Here is a 16,125-nt window from a genome sequence, read left to right as displayed (position 1 = left end):
ACCCGGAAATTACCGTCGGTCAGCGCAGAGGAACAGAGATGTTCGTGAAGAGAGTGCACAACCGTTGTGCGGGGTCGAGTGTCTGCGTGTCTGCGAGAGTGAGACCAACTGCCCGGTCGGGCACGGTCCGAGCAGGCACGATCCAGTCGGGCCATTAGGAAGGGCGGAGAGATGAGGGGAGGCATGAACAAAACCGAACGCCGGATCACGGACATGCTCCGGCAGATCGCGACCCGTGACGTGGTCGTGCTGAACGACTTCGGCGGCTCACCGCGCAGACTGGCCGCGCTCACCTATATCGCCGTCCAGTACGGATTCCGGTACGGGCAGACGACCAGGCACGGTCAGATGCTCCAGGTCCGCCTGATCCGCGACAACCGCCCCGAGGCACGCGAGCGGAGCACGGCCGCGCTCAGCCGGCTGGCGGCCGGCCGCACGCCGGGTATGCGCCCCGGCACCCTCACACCCCTTCCGGACGCGGCGCCCGCGGTCGGCTTACTCAGGGCCCGCATCGAGTTCGATGCCATGGACGACGACCTCGACTGGCGCCGCAAGGCCATCTTCATGAGCGCCAGCGCGGCCCTGATGATGCTGCTGCTGATCCCCGCGGGATGGAGGGCCTCGCTCTGCGCCGGCGGCGCGATGGGCCTGGTGTTCGCGGTCTTCCTGCGCCTGGAACTCGGACGCAAGGACCGGCTGGCGCGACGGCTCAAGGCACACGGGCTGCTCTGAGGCACCACGGCTCAACGTCTGTGCACCGCTCTTCACCGCCCATCAAAGGGGACAGTGGATGTCGGGTTTCGGCGTCAGACTCGTCGTATGACGCCGAAACCGAACCCGAGCCAGAAACCGAACTGGGCAGCCTTCACCACCGCCGAACCCGACCTCGCCAAGACGGCCGAGGAACGCTTCGGCGCCTTCACGCACCACATCCTCGCGACGATTCGCAAGGACGGGTCGCCCCGTACCTCGGGGCTCGAAGTCCAGTTCAACAACGGCGAGTTGTGGCTCGGCATGATGCCGGACTCGCTCAAGGCACTGGACCTGCGCCGCGATCCGCGCTTCGCGATCCAGGCGAACCCGGGGTCCGGTACGGAGATGGCCGGCGGCGACGTACGGATCTCGGGACGCGCCGTCGAGGTCACCGATCCCGAAACGAGGGCGCTGTATGCGGAAGAGGTGGAACCACCGGAGTCGTTCCACCTCTTCCGCACCGAGCTGACGGAGGTCGTACGGACCTACGTCGAGGACAACACGTACCTGGTCGTGCAGATCTGGAAGCCCGGCGAACCAGTGCGCACCGTCAAGCGCAATTGAACCCTCCCCCAGCCAAAGGCAGGGGGATTCCTGACTCACGGCGCTCAGTCCCTCAGCGAGGTCCGAGTCTTACCCGTTCAACACCAGCCGGGTTGGAACCAGCCCGGTTGCCCCGAAAGACAAGGAGTTTGCACGTGCTTGGCTCTCGCGACGCGCACTGCTCATGCGACCCAATCATGTGGGCGGTCTTTCGCCTTTGAGGCGAAACCCCGTTCTCCAGGGCGTCACTCCCACTCGATCGTGCCCGGCGGCTTGCTCGTCACGTCGAGGACGACGCGGTTGACGTCCGCGACCTCGTTCGTGATGCGGGTCGAGATCTTCGCGAGGACGTCGTACGGCAGTCGCGACCAGTCGGCGGTCATGGCGTCCTCGCTCGACACCGGCCGGAGCACGATCGGATGGCCGTAGGTCCGTCCGTCGCCCTGGACGCCGACGCTGCGCACGTCCGCGAGCAGCACGACCGGGCACTGCCAGATGTCGCGGTCGAGGCCGGCCGCGGTCAGCTCCTCGCGGGCGATGGCGTCGGCCTCGCGGAGCAGGTCGAGGCGCTCCTTGGTGACCTCGCCGACGATACGGATGCCGAGGCCGGGGCCGGGGAACGGCTGCCGCTGGACGATCTCGTCCGGCAGGCCCAGCTCCTGGCCGACCATCCTGACCTCGTCCTTGAAGAGCTTGCGCAGCGGCTCGATCAGCTGGAACTCGAGGTCTTCCGGCAGCCCGCCCACGTTGTGGTGGGACTTGATGTTGGCCGTGCCGGTGCCGCCGCCGGACTCCACCACGTCCGGGTAGAGGGTGCCCTGCACGAGGAAGGCGACCTCGGGGCCCTCGTCCGCGATGATCTCCGCCTGCGCCTGCTCGAAGACCCGGATGAACTCGCGCCCGATGATCTTCCGCTTCTCCTCGGGGTCGCTGACCCCGGCGAGTGCCTTGAGGAAGCGCTCCTCGGCGTCGACGACCTTCAGCTGCACACCGGTGGCCGCGACGAAGTCCTTCTCGACCTGCTCGGTCTCGCCCTTGCGCATCAGACCGTGGTCGACGTACACGCAGGTCAGTTGCGAGCCGATGGCCTTCTGTACGAGGGCGGCGGCGACGGCGGAGTCCACGCCGCCGGAGAGCCCGCAGATGGCGCGCTTCGTACCGACCTGCTCGCGGATGGCCGCGACCTGCTCCTCGATGACATTGCCCGTCGTCCAGGAGGGGGTGAGTCCCGCGCCCCGGTACAGGAAGTGCTCGAGCACCTGCTGGCCGTGCGTGGTGTGCATGACCTCCGGGTGGTACTGGACGCCGTACAGCTTCTTCTCGTCGTTCTCGAAGGCGGCGACCGGGACGACGTCCGTGGAGGCGGTGACGGCGAAGCCGTCCGGGGCCGCGCTGCATGCGTCGCCGTGGGACATCCAGACCGACTGCTCGTCCGGGGTGCCCTCGAAGAGGGTGGAGCCGGATTTGGAGACGTGCAGGGGCGTACGGCCGTATTCGCGGGCGCCCGTGTTGTCGACCGTGCCGCCGAGGGTCGTCGCCATCAGCTGGAAGCCGTAGCACATGCCGAAGACGGGGACGCCGGCTTCGAAGAGCCCGCGGTCGAGGCGCGGGGCGCCCTCCGCGTACACCGACGAGGGGCCGCCGGAGAGGATGATCGCCGCCGGGTTCTTGGCGAGCATGTCCTGGACCGGCATGGTGCTCGGCACGATCTCGCTGTAGACCCGGGCCTCGCGGACCCGTCGGGCGATGAGCTGGGCGTACTGCGCACCGAAGTCGACGACCAGGACGGTGTCGGGGGCGGTGGGGTTCGCTTCTGGCACGGGTTGCCTTCCGGCGGTTGAGCAGGGCTGTGTCCCCGAGTTTAGCCGGGAGCTCGGGGGTGGTGGCGCCGTCACCGAGGGCTCCGCCCCCAGACCCCCGGTCGCCCTTCGGGCTCGTCCTCAAGCGCCGGACGGGCTGAATTGATGCGGGACCGGGCTGAGAAGCTCCGGTCGTCTCAGCATCCGGAACCGCTTGGCTCGCCCCTGCCGCCCGGTCCATACTCGCCTCATGCTCACGCACCAGACCTTCGTCTTTACCTATGGCAACCGGCCCACCGGCTGCCATGGTCGTGCTGCTTGAGCTACTGACAAGCGACTTACCAGGCGCCCCGGGCCGACAAGGTCCGGGGCGCCTGACGTTTCCGGGTCTTGCCGGTCCAGGGCGTCGCTCGAAGCAGAGGAGCCCGACATGGCCGACGTACTGAACAAGACCGGCGCGCGTACCGATGAGGCGGCCGGCGTGATCACCGGTGCGCGTGAGCGTATCGACGCGATAGACGACCGGATCATCGGTCTCGTACAGGAACGCATGGCCGTGTCGGCAGTGATCCAGGAGGAGCGGATCGCGTCCGGCGGCCGGCGGGTGAACCTGTCACGGGAGATGGAGATCCTCGGCCATTACAGGGAAGCCCTGGGCAAGCCCGGTACGTCGCTGGCGATGACGCTGCTGGAGCTGTGCCGGGGCCGCATCTGAGTCCCCGTACCTGAGTCCCGTATCCGAGTCTCCGCATCTGAGTTCCGTGTACGCACGTACCCATGTCCCCGCACCCGGAAATCGCGTGACCGTGTCGCGACGCGCTTCGTTGGTGTCGGTGTCCGTGCCAGCCAGGCGCGGGCCCGAAGAAACCACGCGTGGCTCCGCTGGAGCGATGAGGCGTACGGACGTGCGTCGTGGGACCTCGCTCCAGTAGACGTGACCGGACGGCAGGGGACAGCAGCCCGGTCACAACCAGAGAAGGCCGGCTCCGGGGACGCCCGGAGCCGACCGGCCGAATCTGTGTGAGAGCGGTCGAAACGGTTGCGGAGGCCTCCGCCCATCGAGCACGATGCGTGGAGCAGTCCCAAATCGAACAGCCCACCCCAGTCCCAGCGCAGACAACCGCAATGCCTCGCCCAACTGCCAAAGGTCTACGCCACTGACGCTCCCCAAGTGCTCCGGGGCGCAGACCGGCGGACACCCGCACCACCACCGAACCAGCGGCGCTTCCCCCGGCGCCGCCCCTCAGGCACCGGCGCTGCCCTGACGTCGGTGCTGACCAGGAAGGGCCCCGCGGATCCCCCGCCGCGGGGCCCTTCGCTTGCCCGGAACTGTGCGCCTGCCCGTCAGGTCCCCCTCAGGTCCGCGAGACCGTGCCGCACGTCTCCGTATCGGAGTTCTGGATGTCGCGGCTGCGGTCGTACGGGTCGACCATGGGCCCAGTCGGCGGCGGCCCCTGGGTGATGCCCGAGTCGAACTGCGGGTGCATGTAGCCGTCGTAGATGCCGCAGGCGGAGTTGGCGAGATCCTGGTCGAAGCGGACGACCAGCAGTTTGCCCGGGGTGACCTGGAATCGCGTCGGGTCGGCGAGTTCCGTCTCGATGATGCGGCGCACGATGACGCGGGTCACCTCCGTCGAGTCCGGGTCGGCCGGGGCCACCGCGTAGACGAAGGTGTAGTCGGCGTGGACGACGACGGACCCGTTCTCGCCCCGCTCGAACGTCAGGCGGCCACGGGTCTTGACCACATCGCCGACGAGGCGCACCTCGTCCTTGTCGAACCGGCTGAACAGCAGCAACGGGTCATTCTGCTTGTCCGGCTTGCGCAGCCAGTACCTCGCGTCGGCGAGCATCCGGGGCTGCTTGGGGTCGAGGATGTCGAGCACGGTCTCCGGGGTGCCGCCGAGCAGGGTCTTGCGGTCGAGGTTCGCGTCGACGAGCAGGGCCTTGGTCTGCTTCAGGGCCTGGCCCACCTGGTCCTTGCTGAACGAGCCGACCGCAGTCGCCTCCGGCAGCACGATCCCTGCCGCCCCGTCGGCATACCGAGCGGCCGGAGATCCGGCGAACGGCCGGTCCAGTGTGGGCGTCCCGGGTGCGGAGGAGGGAGCGGTGGACGGGGGCGCGGTCTCCTCGGGCAGAGGAGCTGCTGATTCGGTGCCCGTACCGCCCGTACTGCCCGTGCCGAACGGGTCGCCGGGCAGCAACGACGGCTTCATGGCGACCAGGGCGACGGCGAGCGCCAGTGGTAAGCCGATGATCGCCCAGAGCTTGCGGCGGCGGGCGGGCCGCCCGTTCATCCCCTGCAGAGCGGGACCGGTGCGCCACCCCGGAGGCGCCTCGCCCCGCGCGTCCTGGTGACGCAGCCGCTCCGTCACCATGCGGGCTCGCGCGGAGGGCTCCTTGGGTGCGTCGGAGGTGCGGATGTCCAGCTCGCTGTCCCGTACGAACTTCTCCCACAGGTCGTCTGCGGAGTCCTTGGGGCCTTCGGAGCCCCTGGGGTCCTCGGACGGCTTCTCGGCCACGGCGCTCGCGCCTCTCCCCCTGTCAACTGCCCACCCCCGATGGGCAGACGAGGATCCGTTCTAAGCCGTGACCAAGGAAGTTCACAAGTCGAGTTCGGAGTTCACATGTGTGACTCAGCCCACATAAGAATCCTGTGAAATCGAGGACAACCATTCACAGGCTTCCCGTGTCTCACTTGCGGAACCAACAGCCACAACGCGTCTCGTGCGCGGGAGGCATCCATCCACATCTCGTACCGTGATGCTGCGGTACGCCGGACTCACCGAGGTCTTGATGAAGCTTCGCCGTGCCATGGCCGCTGCGGCCGCGACGGCCGTCATAGCCCCGCTCGCGCTGCTGTCGGCTCCTGCCGCGTTCGCCACAGACGGTCCCAGCACGACGACCACCACGGAGCCCACGACCGGCCCGACGACCGACCCGACGGCTCCGACGACCGACCCGACGGCTCCGACGACCGATCCCACGGCGCCGACCACGGACCCGACGGCTCCGACCACGGACCCGACGGCTCCGACGACCGATCCCACGGCGCCGACCACGGACCCGACGGCTCCGACCACGGACCCGACGGCTCCGACGACCGAGCCCGGGAAGCCCACCGAGGAGCCCGAGCCGGAGCCCTCCCTGTGCGAGGACTCCAAGGTCGACGTGACCATCACTGGTCTGCCCGGCAAAATCGCTGCGGGTAGCGGTTGGCACAAGTTCTCGCTGAACGTGGCCAACAACTCCCACTCCACCCTCAACGACCTCGACTTCTTCGCCGGGGCCTCCCCCGACAAGAACGGCGAGGAGCTGTTCAAGAGCAAGCAGGTCCAGCTCCAGGCCTACAACCCCGAGGACAAGACCTGGGAGGACCTCAACGAGGGCGGCTACGCGGTCGGATACGTCGGCTACACCGACGAGCTCGAGCCCGACTACGAGGTCAACATCCCGCTGCGCATCAACGTGAAGTCCAACGCCCCGGTCGGTGCGGGCTTCTCTCTCGGTGCAAGCATCTATGGCGACCCGGACGCCGAGTGCACGGGCTTCGGCCAGATCTCGTACAGGTTCCAGATCGTGGCCGCGGGCACCGACACGGACGGCACCAAGCCGCAGGAAGGCGGCAAGGTTCCGGTCACGAACGAGAAGCCCAACAAGAACGAGACCGCGAAGGTGACCGGCAACCTCGCCGAGACCGGTTCCAGCTCCGCCCTGCCGATGATCGGCCTCGCCGGCGGTGCCGCCCTCGTCGCCGGTGCGGGCGCGGTGTTCATCGTGCGCCGACGCAAGACGGGCGCCGACGCCTAATCGCTCCGCTGTTGGAGGCGCGGTGATGAACTGCGGGCCGGTGGGGGCCGGTCGCGCAGTACTCCGCGCCCTCTGAAGGGGCGTGACGCAAGAGACGAAGGACCTGCGCTCGGAGGGGGGCGCAGGTCCTTCGTCTTGTCGTTGGGGGTTACTTCTTCGGCGGCACCGTCGGCATTCCCAGGAACGGCAGTCGCAGCGCGCCGAAGGCGTCCGCCGGGACGACGGGTGAGCGGGGTTCGACCGGTTTCAGGCGTTCGTACGCGGCTCCCTGCGCCGGACGCGGGTCCGCCTCGCCCTTGTTGGGCCAGTACGACATCGCACGCTCGGCCTGGGCGGTGATGGTCAGGGACGGGTTGACGCCGAGGTTCGCGGAGACCGCGGCGCCGTCGACGACCGAGATGCCCGGATGTCCGTACAGCCGGTGGTACGGGTCGATGACACCCTCGTCGGCGGACGCGCCGATCGGGCAGCCGCCCAGGAAGTGGGCCGTCAGCGGCGTACCCATCAGCTCGCCCACATTGCTGCCCGCGAAGCCGTTGATCTCCGCGGCGATCGCCGACGCCGCCTCCGAAGCCGCCTTGATCTGCTTGGGGTTGGGCGCCCCGTGCCCTTGACGAGCCGTCAACAGGCCCTTCCCCGCGCCCTTTGGTTTCAGATAGGTCGTCAGGGAGTTGTCGAGGGACTGCATGACGAGCCCGATGATCGTCCGCTCCGACCAGCGGCGGTTGGACAGCGAGCGGAGCACGAGCAGCGGATGCCGGGCCGCGTGGGACAGAAAGCCGAGGACTCTCGACGACCCTTCCGCGTACGGGACTTGGACGATCGACAGACCGCCCATCGAGTTCGAGCCCTTGCCATAACGGACCGGCTCGATATGCGTGTTCGCGTCGGGGTGGATCGATGAGGTGATCGCGACACCGCGGGTGAAGTCGGCCCTCGCCTCGCCGGTGACCTTGCGGTAGCGCCGGTTGTCGGTCTGCGCGCCCACCAGGGCCTCGGAGTTGGTACGGGTCAGATCGCCCAGCCTGCTGGAGAGGTACGGGAGTTGACCGCCCGACTTCATACGGTGCAGCAGGGTCTGGGTGCCGTACGTACCGGCCGCGAGGACGACCCGGCGGGCCCTGAAGACCCGTCCCTCGCCCTTGCGCTTCCGGTCGGTCGGGAGGGTGGCGACGGCGTACCCGCCCTGCGAGTCGTCGGTGACGGACACGACCGTCGTCATCGGGTGGACGACCGCGCCAGCCTTCTCGGCGAGGTACAGGTAGTTCTCGACAAGGGAGTTCTTGGCGCCGTGCCGACAGCCGGTCATGCACTCGCCGCACTCTGTGCAGGCCTTGCGGGCCGGGCCCACGCCGCCGAAGTACGGGTCGTTCACCTGCTGTCCGGGCCCGGCCTTCGCAGTCCCGTCGGCGTCCTCGCCGTCACCGAAGAAGACGCCGACCGGCGCCAGATGGAAGGTGTCGCCCACGCCCATCCGCTCGGCCGCTGCCTTGAGGTGGACGTCGGACGGCGTCATCGTCGGGTTGAGCCGTACGCCGAGCATCCGCCGCGCCTGGTCGTAGTACGGCTTCAGCTCCTCCTGCCAGTCCGTGATGTCCTTCCACTGCGGGTCCTCGAAGAAGGGCTTCGGCGGTACGTAGAGGGTGTTGGCGTAGTTCAGCGAACCGCCGCCGACGCCGGCGCCTGCCAGCACCATGACGTTGCCCAGGAGATGGATGCGCTGGATGCCGTACATGCCGAGTTTCGGCGCCCAGAGGTAGTTCCTGAGGTCCCAGGAGTTCTTGGGCAGCGTGCCGGGCGTGAAGCGGCGGCCGGCCTCCAGCACCCCTACGCGGTAGCCCTTTTCGGTCAGGCGCAGGGCTGTGACGGAGCCGCCGAAGCCGGAACCGACGACGATCACGTCATAGTCGTACGCCTCGTGGCCCCGCTCTTGGACGGAGTCCTCCTGTGACATGTGCTCTCCTCGTTGAGAACCATTCGAGAACCGGTGACTCCTAGCGGAAGCGCAACGCCTTCATCAGGCGCAGGCTCCGGCTCATGAACTGCGCGTACTTCTCGTCGTCCATGCCCAACGACGGGGCCATCGGAAGCAGCCGCTGGTGGGCGATCGTCTGTGCCTCGGTGTACTTGAGGATGCCCTCGGAGCCGTGGCGGCGGCCCAGGCCGGAGTCCTTCATGCCGCCCATCGGGGACTGGACGCTGCCGTATGCGGAGGCGTAGCCCTCGTTGATGTTGACCGTGCCGGTACGCAGCCGGGCGGCGACCTCGGCACCTCGGCGGCCGTTCCTCGTCCAGACCGAGGCGTTGAGGCCGTACGGCGTGGAGTTGGCGAGCTCGATCGCCTCGTCGTCGTCCTTGACGCGGTAGATGGAGACGACCGGGCCGAACGTCTCCTCGTTGCAGACGGCCATCGGCGCCTCGACGCCGTCGAGGATCGTGGGCTCGAAGAAGTACGGGCCGATGTCCGGGCGGGCCACGCCGCCCGCGACCAGCTTGGCGCCCTTGGCGACGGCCTCGTCGACGTGCCGGGTCACCGCCTGGAGCTGGCGTTCACCGGCCAGCGAGCCCATCTCGGCGCCGTACGACAGAGACGTACCGAGCCGCATCGCCTTGGTGCGGGCGGCGAACCGCTCCACGAAGGCGTCGGCGACCGACTCATGGACGTACAACCGCTCGATGGAGATGCACAGTTGGCCCGCGGAGGAGAAGCAGGCGCGCACGGCGCCCGCCGCGGCCTTCTCTATGTCGGCGTCGTCGAGCACCAGCATGGCGTTCTTGCCGCCGAGCTCGAGGGAGACGCCGACCAGGCGGCCCGCCGCGCTCTGGGCAACCTCGCGGCCGGTGCGGGTGGAGCCGGTGAAGGAGACGTAGTCGGCGTGCCGGACCACCTCGGGCCCCACGACCGGGCCTTCGCCGATGACGATCTGGAACACCTCGATCGGCAGCCCCGCCTCGATCAGCAGATCGCGGGCCCACAGTGCCGTCAGGCAGGTTTCCGTGTCGGGCTTCATCACGACCGCGTTGCCCGCGAGGAAGGCGGGCAGCGCGTCGCCGACCGACAGCTCCAGGGGGTAGTTCCAGGGCGCTATCTGCCCGACGACGCCGCGTGGCTGACGCAGTTCGGTGACCTTGGTGAGGGTCGGTACGGCGCCGGTGTGCCGCTTGGGCTTGAGGTACGAGGAGGCCTTGCGGCCGTAGTGACGGGCGGCCACCGCCACCGCCTGCACCTCTTCGTGCGCGTGGAGCCGGGCCTTGCCGGTCTCCAGCTGGATGAGGTCGAGGACTTCGGCCTGCCGCTCCAGCACCAGGTCGTGGAAGCGCAGGAGTACGGCGGCACGCTGCCGCACGGGCACCTGGGCCCAGACCACCTGGGCCGCGCGGGCCTGCTCGAACGCCTTCTGAACGTCCTCGGGGGTGGACTCGGGCAGATCGGCCAGCTTCTCGCCGGTGAACGGCGTGTGGTTGGCGGTACGCCCCGAGCCGGCCACACCCTTGGTGAGCTGGGCGACCAGCTCCGGCGTGACCACGTCGGCGGCCGTGCGGGCGCCCTCGGGGGCGGGTGCGAGGGGGTTCGTGCCGGTCTTTGCCGGGGCCTGCGAGTCCGTCATGAGCCGCAGCGTATTCCGGCCCGAAGACTTTTGGTACCCGGTGGTAACCGACTTCACGGAGTACACACATCACGCCAGTGGCCGCTGGCGGGAAACACCCTGATCAGGGCATTAGCTCAAGGACCTGAACCCAGGGAGAGGACGGGTGATGAACCCGAGGTCACCTCAGAGCTTGTCGATGTCGAGATTGGCGATGGCGGTCTTCGCGATCTCGCGGCCCTCTTCAGTGAAAATTCCCTTGCCCGGGTAGTCGATCCAGAGCCGGTACATGTCACCGTTCCCGGCCCGGTAGTAGAAGATCGTGGCCTCGCGCAGACGCGGGTTCTGCGTGTCCGTGTTCGTGTAGACGACGGTGTTCTCGGCGGCCTTCTTCTCCTTGTACGTGGCCTCCTTCGGCTCTCCCTTCGGTGCGGGCTTCTCGGCGATGTCCCAGCTGTATTCGCCGTCCTTCATCGCCGCCCAGTCCTCGAAGGCCTTGGCCGACGCGGAGTCCGGGATCTCGTTGTTCGTGTCGTCGGCCTTCACATCGCGGTCGACGGTGATCGAGACCTGGCCGCTCGGGTCGCTGTACGACTCGTATGTGCCGTCCGAATTGGTGTCGGGCTTGTCCTTCACGAACCCGGCGGGCACGCCGACGCTCGCCCTCACCTTCCCACTGAGTGTCTGCTGCTTCCAGCCGTCCGGCAGCGGCCCCGCGAACGGGTTGCCCATCGCCAGGAACCCGGTGACCGGTGTCGCCACGACCAGCCCCGCGGCGATCCCGATCCACCCCTTGCGGCCGATGCGGACCGACTTGCCGCCGGGGGACGCGGGTTGGACGAGCTTGGTCTCCTGCGGCGGCTGGGCGGCCTGTTCCAGGAGCTGGCGGACCTGGGCGACGTTCGGTCGGCGGGCCGGGTCCTTGTTCAGGAGCGCGTTGATGGCGTCGGCGAGCGGGCCCTTGGCCGCGTTCGGTGCGGCCGGCGTGGCGTTGAGGACGGACTGGAGTGTGGCGGGCGTGTTGGTGCGGCGGAAGGGCGAGATGCCCTCCGTGGCCGCGTACAGGACGACACCCAGCGACCACAGGTCGGAGGCAGGGCCCGGCCGCTGCCCCAACACCCGCTCGGGCGCGATGAATTCGGGCGATCCGACGAAGCCGCCGGTGTCCGTCAGGTTGGTCTCGCCCTCGATCTGGGCGATGCCGAAGTCGGTGAGGACGACGCGGCCGTGCGGGCCGAGCAGGACATTGTCGGGCTTGACGTCGCGGTGCAGGATGCCCGCGGCGTGCGCGGCGTCCAGCGCACCGAGGACGTCGAGGCCGATCTTCGCCGCCTCGCGCACCCCGAGCGTGCCCTCCTGCAGCGCGGCGCCGAGCGAGCGTCCCGGCACGAGTTCCATCACGATCCACGGCCGGTCGTCCACCACTGCGACATCGTGCACATTCACGACAGCCGGGTGATCGAGCCGGGCTGCGGCGCGCGCCTCGCGACGCATGCGCTCGAAGACGTTGGCGCGTTCGCGTTCGGGAAGATGGTCCGGCACGCGGGGCTCCTTGACGGCGACCTCACGGTCCACCGTCTCGTCCTGAGCCCGCCATACGGTGCCCATGCCGCCATGGCCGAGTTTGCCCAGCAGCCGGTAACGGCCGGCGATCAGGCGCCCCGTGCCGGGCTCCTGCGGCGCCTGCTGCTGGGGCACGACCTGGGTGGGCGCCGCGTACGGGTTGCCCGGATGCGGGACGCCGGCGGGCTGCGGTGCGCCGGGCTGCTGTCCGGGCACACGCGGCTGCGGCGGTTGCAGACCGAAACTGGTTGGCTCGTTCGGCCCGTAAGGGGCTCCCCCGTTGCTGCTCATAGGACCCATCTCTATCGCGCCAGGTGGCCGGCTTCCAGCCCTGATGCCCACCGGTCACACACCCGTGACGCACGACGTTCCTTATGCTCCTTTTACGGGGTCCTGGGCGACCGGCTACGGGATCCTGGGCGGCCGGTCCGGCGACGGAGCCGTGTCCGCGATGGACGTCGGCGAGCGCGTGACGGTCACCGAGGGCGTGGGGCTCGTCGGCGGACTCGTACCGGGGCTCGTCTCGGGCGCCGAGCTCGTGGGCGGCGGCGTACGGTCGTTGTCCCCGCCCCCTCTCATCAGCAGCGCGGCGGCTGACACACCCGCCCCCGCCATCGCGGCTACCAGCGCCGCCGCGATCAGCGCGCTCCGGGGCGACAGCCTCCCCGGCCGCGTGAGCGAGGGGATGCGGGGCGGCGCGGTCACCGGCTGCCGTTCCGGTACGTCCCGCTGTGCCGGCGTCGCAGGCCCGGGCGGCACCGGTGGCGTACGGCCTGTGTCGAGAAACGCCCGCAGCATCCGCTCCGCCTCCTCCGAGCCGAGGCGCTGGTCGGGATCCCGCTCCAGGAGCCCTCGTACGACGGGAAGGATCGGCGCGGCCTCGTCAGGCGGATGGATCTCGGCGGAGACCACCGCGTGCAGAATGCCGCCCAACGAGTCGCGGCGGAACGGCGATTCGCCGCTCAGCGCCGTGCACAGCAGTGCGCCGAGCGACCACAGGTCCGATTCGGGTCCCGTCCTGGCCCCGGCCATGCGCTCGGGCGCGGTGTACTCGGGCGAGCCGACGAACGAACCGTTCTCGGTGAGCGTCGTCGCGCCCTCGACCCGGGCGATCCCGAAGTCGGTGAGCACGACGCGGCCCTCCTCGGAGACCAGGACGTTCGCGGGTTTCAGGTCACGGTGCAGAACGCCCGCGCCGTGCGCCCTGCTCAGCGCGCCGAGCAGGGCGATGCCCATCCGTGCCGCCTCGGCCGCGTCGACGGGCCCGTGCGCGGAGATCCGGTCGGCGAGCGAGCTGCCCTCGATCAACTCCATGACCATGTACGGGCGTTCGTCGTCCTCGACCACGTCGTGCACCACGATGATGTTCGGATGCTCGAGCTGCGCGACGGCCCGCGCCTCCCGCAGCGTGCGCTCGCGCTGCGAGCGGGACTCCTCCTCCGGGAGCGACGGGTCGACCGCGAGTTCCTTGACCGCGACCTGCCGGCCGAGCAACAGGTCCGTGGCCCGCCATACGACACCCATGCCGCCCCGACCGACCGAGCCCTCAAGCCGGTAACGACCTGCGATGACACGGAGGTTCTCGCCCTCGGTCCCCATGCGCCCCATCATGCCCCGCCGGACGCCTGCCTTCCGCGGCACTGACCGGCCAAGTGTGCCGCCGACCCACGGGGGTTGGCGGCACACTTCCGGGAGCTCAGGCTCGGCCGCGCGGGGAGTACTCGCAGTCGTCCCAGTTGACGTTGCCGCCGGAAGCGCTGCACACCTTGAGCTTGATGTACGTGCCCTCCACCAGGTTGACCGTCAAGCCCAGGCAACTGCCCGATCCGGCGTTGTTGTACAGGCTGTCGAATACGTTGCCCGTCTCGTAGTGCTCCACAGCGCCCCAGACCGCCTCACCGTTCTTCCGCTGGTCGCACACCAGCAGGGAGTCACCGTTGGCGGTCCAGTGCACGCTGCCCACGGTGTACCCGCCCGTGACCAGGTACGCCTCCGTGTTGGTGCCGGCGTACGCCGGTCCGGTGCCGGCCGCCAGTCCCAGCACCACAGCCGCGGGCACAGCCGCGATCCGAGCAATGCGCTTCAGCATGAGAGCCTCCCGTTACACGATGGACAGCCGGACCTTTCCGGCATGTTCACATCACGTTCGGCGGGATTATACTGATCATGTCGGCGCCCCCCGACCGGACCGGCCCTAGCCCTCCCTCCAGCTCTGGAGGACCCAGGTGAACTGCTTGCGCGTGGTGGCCCAGTCCTCGGCCGGTGCGGACATGTAGATGGCGTACTCGACGCCGTCCCGCGCGATGTACCCCACGTCGATCGCGCGGCGCGGCCCCGGGAAGTACGGCGGGTCCTTCGCCAGTGCGGTCCACGTGTACTCCCAGCGGGCGCTCGGCAGGTCGCGGAAGATCTCCTTCTTCAGGCTCAGCTGCTTGTAGGCCACAAGGCGCTGGGAAATCTGCTGGTCCAGGTCGCGCTGGTGGTCGTACGCGCTGCTGAAGTCCGGCGAGGTGTCCACGGCGATACGGAGGAGGTGCTTGCCCTTGTCGGGCGAGTAGTCGACCTGCTGGAGGCCGTCCTGCTCCTTGATGGAGACGGACCGTTTCCATCCCCTGGGCAGGTGGACGCTGAAGCCCGCCGGGTCGTCGTACTGCTCCCAACTGGCGGGAACCGCCCCCTGGCCCCCCTCCTCGGTCGGCGTGGCACTGGTGCTCGGGCTCGGCGTGCCGGAGCCGGAGTCGGTGGAGCTGCCCATGCCGAACTGCTGCAACGCGACCGCGACACCCCCGCCGACGATCGCCGCGAGCACCACGACGAGAGCGAGCGTGCGCAGCCGACGGCGCTTGGGCGGCCGTACGAGAGCGTCGCCCCCACCCGTGCCCGTCCCGGTCCCCGCGGTGTCGTATTGCGCTCCGACCCGTGTCGGACCCGTCATCGGCGGATACGGCGTGCCCGTGTCCGTCTCCGCTCCGGTGCCGGCGGGCCCCATGCGCGCCTCCGGCTCGTACCGAACGGCGTGCTGAGTCGGCACGTACACCTGCGCCGCGTCCGGCCGCCGTCCCTCCGCCGCCTCGGCCAGCATCTGCTCTGCCTCGGCCGCGTCGGGCCGGGTGGCCGGATCCTTGCGCAGTAGGGCAGTGATGACGGACCCGAGCGGGCCCGCGTGCTCCGGCTCCCCCGGCTCCTCCTCGACCACCGCCTGCATGGTGGTCAGCGGCGTGGTCCGCCGGAACGGCGACCGCCCCTCGACCGCCGTGTAGAGCGTGGCGCCCAGTGCCCACAAGTCGGATGAGGGGCCGGGGTCATGGCCTCGAATGCGCTCGGGCGCGAGATAGTCGACCGAGCCGACGATCTCGCCGGTCCGCGTGATCGTCGTGTCCCCCTCCATCTGCGCGATCCCGAAGTCGGTGAGCAGGACACGGCCGTCCCGGGAGAGAAGTACGTTGCCGGGCTTGATGTCGCGATGCAGTACGCCTGCCGAGTGCGCGGCCCGCAGCGCACGCAGCACCCACAGCCCGATCCGTGCCGCCTCCCGGGGCTCGACACGCTCCGAATCCTTGACCGCGTCGGCGAGCGAGTGACCCTCGACCAGTTCCATCACGATCCACGGCCGGCCATCGTGCTCCAGCACGTCGTGCACCGTGACGACGGCCGAGTGGTTGATCCGCGCGGCCGCACGCGCCTCGGCCCGGGTACGAGCGAGCAGTACGGCCTGATCGCTCTCGGACACGTACAGTGCGGCCGTCAGCTCCTTGATGGCGACGGCACGGTTCAGCACCTCGTCATGCGCGCGCCATACCCGGCCCATGCCGCCGCTCCCGATGGAGTCGACGAGCCGGTAGCGGCCCGAGAGGAGCACGCCCTGCATCTGATTCACGTTTCCCCGCAATGCTCTTGACAGGCTCAGACTAGGGACCGGCCATCGAACAGGGGAACCCGCACGGACACTCGGTACCGCACTGTGACGGTTGTGCCTTGTGCGTAATGGAGGGACCTGCGGGAACTGGCGGTAACCGCAGGGCTGGTGGGCAGTCACCGGCGCACCCGGCGGGGCGATCCGGCCCGGGCGTTCC

The 16,125-nt window shown here is 69.2% G+C and carries 10 protein-coding genes and 2 pseudogenes; 4 read left to right on the top strand and 8 right to left on the bottom strand.

Going from position 1 to position 16,125, the window contains the following annotated elements:
* Positions 1-183: 183 nt before the first annotated feature.
* The gene (locus tag ACGFNK_RS15745; protein WP_393416061.1) at positions 184-732 is read left to right on the top strand and encodes a hypothetical protein; all 549 of its coding nucleotides are present in this window, start codon (positions 184-186) and stop codon (positions 730-732) included.
* 87 nt (positions 733-819) lie between these two features.
* Positions 820-1,317 (top strand): pyridoxamine 5'-phosphate oxidase family protein, encoded by a 498-nt coding sequence (locus tag ACGFNK_RS15740; protein ID WP_393416059.1) that lies wholly within the window; start codon positions 820-822, stop codon positions 1,315-1,317.
* A gap of 224 nt (positions 1,318-1,541) precedes the next feature.
* Here ACGFNK_RS15740 and guaA read toward each other — a convergent pair whose 3' ends face one another.
* Positions 1,542-3,116, bottom strand: coding sequence for a glutamine-hydrolyzing GMP synthase (gene guaA / locus ACGFNK_RS15735; RefSeq protein ID WP_393416057.1), 1,575 nt, complete (start codon positions 3,114-3,116; stop codon positions 1,542-1,544).
* A 406-nt stretch (positions 3,117-3,522) separates the two neighbouring features.
* Between guaA and ACGFNK_RS15730 the strand changes: the two are divergent.
* Positions 3,523-3,810: pseudogene (locus tag ACGFNK_RS15730) on the top strand (chorismate mutase); the annotation flags it as partial.
* A gap of 640 nt (positions 3,811-4,450) precedes the next feature.
* Here ACGFNK_RS15730 and ACGFNK_RS15725 read toward each other — a convergent pair.
* Positions 4,451-5,614, bottom strand: a complete 1,164-nt coding sequence (locus ACGFNK_RS15725; protein ID WP_393416055.1) for a hypothetical protein — start codon at positions 5,612-5,614, stop codon at positions 4,451-4,453.
* Positions 5,615-5,888: 274 nt separating this feature from the next.
* On the opposite strand from ACGFNK_RS15725, the gene ACGFNK_RS15720 reads away from it, so the two are divergent.
* Positions 5,889-6,902 (top strand): LAETG motif-containing sortase-dependent surface protein, encoded by a 1,014-nt coding sequence (locus ACGFNK_RS15720; protein WP_393416053.1) that lies wholly within the window; start codon positions 5,889-5,891, stop codon positions 6,900-6,902.
* 148 nt (positions 6,903-7,050) lie between these two features.
* Here the strand turns inward: ACGFNK_RS15720 and ACGFNK_RS15715 are convergent, their stop codons facing one another.
* The 6 genes and pseudogenes from ACGFNK_RS15715 to ACGFNK_RS15690 form a co-directional block, all read right to left on the bottom strand.
* Positions 7,051-8,856 (bottom strand): GMC family oxidoreductase N-terminal domain-containing protein, encoded by a 1,806-nt coding sequence (locus tag ACGFNK_RS15715; protein WP_393416052.1) that lies wholly within the window; start codon positions 8,854-8,856, stop codon positions 7,051-7,053.
* Between the two features lie 40 nt (positions 8,857-8,896).
* A complete protein-coding gene (locus ACGFNK_RS15710; RefSeq protein ID WP_393416051.1) occupies positions 8,897-10,510 on the bottom strand; it encodes a succinic semialdehyde dehydrogenase in 1,614 nt (537 codons plus the stop codon).
* A gap of 165 nt (positions 10,511-10,675) precedes the next feature.
* Positions 10,676-12,343 carry a serine/threonine-protein kinase gene (locus tag ACGFNK_RS15705; protein WP_393416049.1) on the bottom strand — a complete coding sequence of 556 codons (1,668 nt, stop codon included), beginning with the start codon at positions 12,341-12,343 and terminating at the stop codon, positions 10,676-10,678.
* A 132-nt stretch (positions 12,344-12,475) separates the two neighbouring features.
* Positions 12,476-13,651: pseudogene (locus tag ACGFNK_RS15700) on the bottom strand (serine/threonine-protein kinase); the annotation flags it as partial.
* A gap of 97 nt (positions 13,652-13,748) precedes the next feature.
* A complete protein-coding gene (locus ACGFNK_RS15695; RefSeq protein WP_393416047.1) occupies positions 13,749-14,141 on the bottom strand; it encodes a hypothetical protein in 393 nt (130 codons plus the stop codon).
* 105 nt (positions 14,142-14,246) lie between these two features.
* Positions 14,247-15,920 carry a protein kinase gene (locus ACGFNK_RS15690; protein WP_393416294.1) on the bottom strand — a complete coding sequence of 558 codons (1,674 nt, stop codon included), beginning with the start codon at positions 15,918-15,920 and terminating at the stop codon, positions 14,247-14,249.
* Positions 15,921-16,125: the final 205 nt, after the last annotated feature.

It is taken from the genome of Streptomyces sp. NPDC048825 (assembly GCF_043198355.1).
GTDB classification, from domain to species: domain Bacteria; phylum Actinomycetota; class Actinomycetes; order Streptomycetales; family Streptomycetaceae; genus Streptomyces; species Streptomyces xiangluensis.
This window is presented reverse-complemented; position numbering and strand designations above follow the sequence as displayed.

What these genes read in the sequence shown, in the direction of transcription:
- ACGFNK_RS15745 (WP_393416061.1), top strand. Translation starts at nt 184, where the DNA reads ATGAACAAAACCGAACGCCGGATCACGGACATGCTCCGGCAGATCGCG.
- ACGFNK_RS15740 (WP_393416059.1), top strand. Translation starts at nt 820, where the DNA reads ATGACGCCGAAACCGAACCCGAGCCAGAAACCGAACTGGGCAGCCTTC.
- ACGFNK_RS15720 (WP_393416053.1), top strand. Translation starts at nt 5,889, where the DNA reads ATGAAGCTTCGCCGTGCCATGGCCGCTGCGGCCGCGACGGCCGTCATA.
- ACGFNK_RS15715 (WP_393416052.1), bottom strand. Translation starts at nt 8,856, where the DNA reads ATGTCACAGGAGGACTCCGTCCAAGAGCGGGGCCACGAGGCGTACGAC.
- ACGFNK_RS15710 (WP_393416051.1), bottom strand. Translation starts at nt 10,510, where the DNA reads ATGACGGACTCGCAGGCCCCGGCAAAGACCGGCACGAACCCCCTCGCA.
- ACGFNK_RS15705 (WP_393416049.1), bottom strand. Translation starts at nt 12,343, where the DNA reads ATGAGCAGCAACGGGGGAGCCCCTTACGGGCCGAACGAGCCAACCAGT.
- ACGFNK_RS15695 (WP_393416047.1), bottom strand. Translation starts at nt 14,141, where the DNA reads ATGCTGAAGCGCATTGCTCGGATCGCGGCTGTGCCCGCGGCTGTGGTG.
- ACGFNK_RS15690 (WP_393416294.1), bottom strand. Translation starts at nt 15,920, where the DNA reads ATGCAGGGCGTGCTCCTCTCGGGCCGCTACCGGCTCGTCGACTCCATC.